Below are 1381 nucleotides of genomic sequence, written 5' to 3' on the forward strand. Positions count from 1 at the left end.
AAGATCGACCCTTGCGAACTGACCGTATGCAAGGGCCAAAATGGAACATTATTGAGGTCCGCATAGGCATACCGGAGATCCAGCATGAATCGCACAGCGGTGGGCGTGGATATCGCCAAGAACCTGTTTCAGGTGCATTACATCGATGCAGCTACCGGCGAGATCGTAAACAAGCCGATCAAACGGGTGAAGTTCCTTGAGTTCTTTGCGAACCGCGGGCCCTGCCTGATCGGGATGGAAGCATGTGGCGGTGCGCACCATTGGGCGAGACAACTCACAAAATTGGGGCACGAGGTGAAACTCATGCCGGGCGAGTTCGCCAAGGCATTCAATATCGGAAACAAGAAGGATGCTGCCGATGCGCGTGCAATATGGCTGGCTGTGCAGCAGCCGGGCAAGCCGGTCGCAGTGAAGACCGAGGTACAGCAGGCGATGCTCGCATTGCACCGGATGCGTGAGCAGCTCGTGAAGTTCCGGACCATGCAGATCAACGGCCTGCGAGGCCTATTGACAGAGTATGGTGAAGTGATGGGCAAAGGACGTGCTGCTCTCGATAAGGCGATACCGCAAGTACTCGGTCGCGTTGCAGAGCGCCTGCCTACGGTCGTCATTGACACGCTTCGCGAACAGTGGAGTGGGCTCACGAAGCTCGATGAACAAGTAGCCAGTATTGAACGCCGGATGCGCGAGTGGAAAAAAGAGGATCCGCAAGTGCAGGCCATTAGCCAAATTCCTGGTGTTGGGCTGCTGACGTCCACCGCGGCCGTTGCGACGATGGGTGACGCGAAAGCATTCAGATCTGGTCGCGAATTTGCCGCATGGGTGGGACTCGTGCCAAAGCAGAAAGGCTCGGGCGGCAAGGTAAACCTGCTTGGCATATCGAAGCGTGGCGATACGTACTTGCGCACCCTGCTGATTCACGGTGCACGCAGTGTCTTGACGAATTCAAAGAACCCCGGCGAGTGGGTCGAGCAGATGATGAAGCGACGGCCGAAGAGCGTCGTGGTCGTTGCGCTTGCCAACAAGATGGCGCGCACGATCTGGGCGATGCTGGCTCATGATCGGCCGTACCAGAGGGACTACGTAAGCGTGAAGCCGACCTGAACGGCTGGCACGATAAGGAAGATCAACATTTAACACAGGGTGAACGCCGAAAGGTTGCGCAGCACCGAGTGAGATGACGAACCAGGTAGGACCCGGACTCGCTAAACCTGTATACGGCTCCGAGCTTCAAGCTCGTGACAGGAACGAGGTGCGAGTCAGCGGATTTCATAGAGGCCCGCAGCGGGCATTACCGGCTGCAACAAGGCCGGATAGAGAGCTGCAGCCCATCCTGTCAGTCCGAACACGCGAAAGCTGTTGCAAAGCGGGACGCGTTCAT

1 protein-coding gene is annotated in these 1381 nt (G+C 57.2%); it reads left to right on the forward strand.

Annotation, left to right across the window (positions count from 1 at the left end):
• Nucleotides 1-84: 84 nt before the first annotated feature.
• Nucleotides 85-1104 carry an IS110 family RNA-guided transposase gene (locus tag HV796_RS42375; RefSeq protein ID WP_175233566.1) on the forward strand — a complete coding sequence of 340 codons (1020 nt, stop codon included), beginning with the start codon at nucleotides 85-87 and terminating at the stop codon, nucleotides 1102-1104.
• Nucleotides 1105-1381: the final 277 nt, after the last annotated feature.

The organism is Paraburkholderia humisilvae (genome assembly GCF_902859855.1).
Classification (GTDB): domain Bacteria; phylum Pseudomonadota; class Gammaproteobacteria; order Burkholderiales; family Burkholderiaceae; genus Paraburkholderia; species Paraburkholderia humisilvae.

What these genes read in the sequence shown, in the direction of transcription:
- HV796_RS42375 (WP_175233566.1), top strand. Translation starts at nt 85, where the DNA reads ATGAATCGCACAGCGGTGGGCGTGGATATCGCCAAGAACCTGTTTCAG.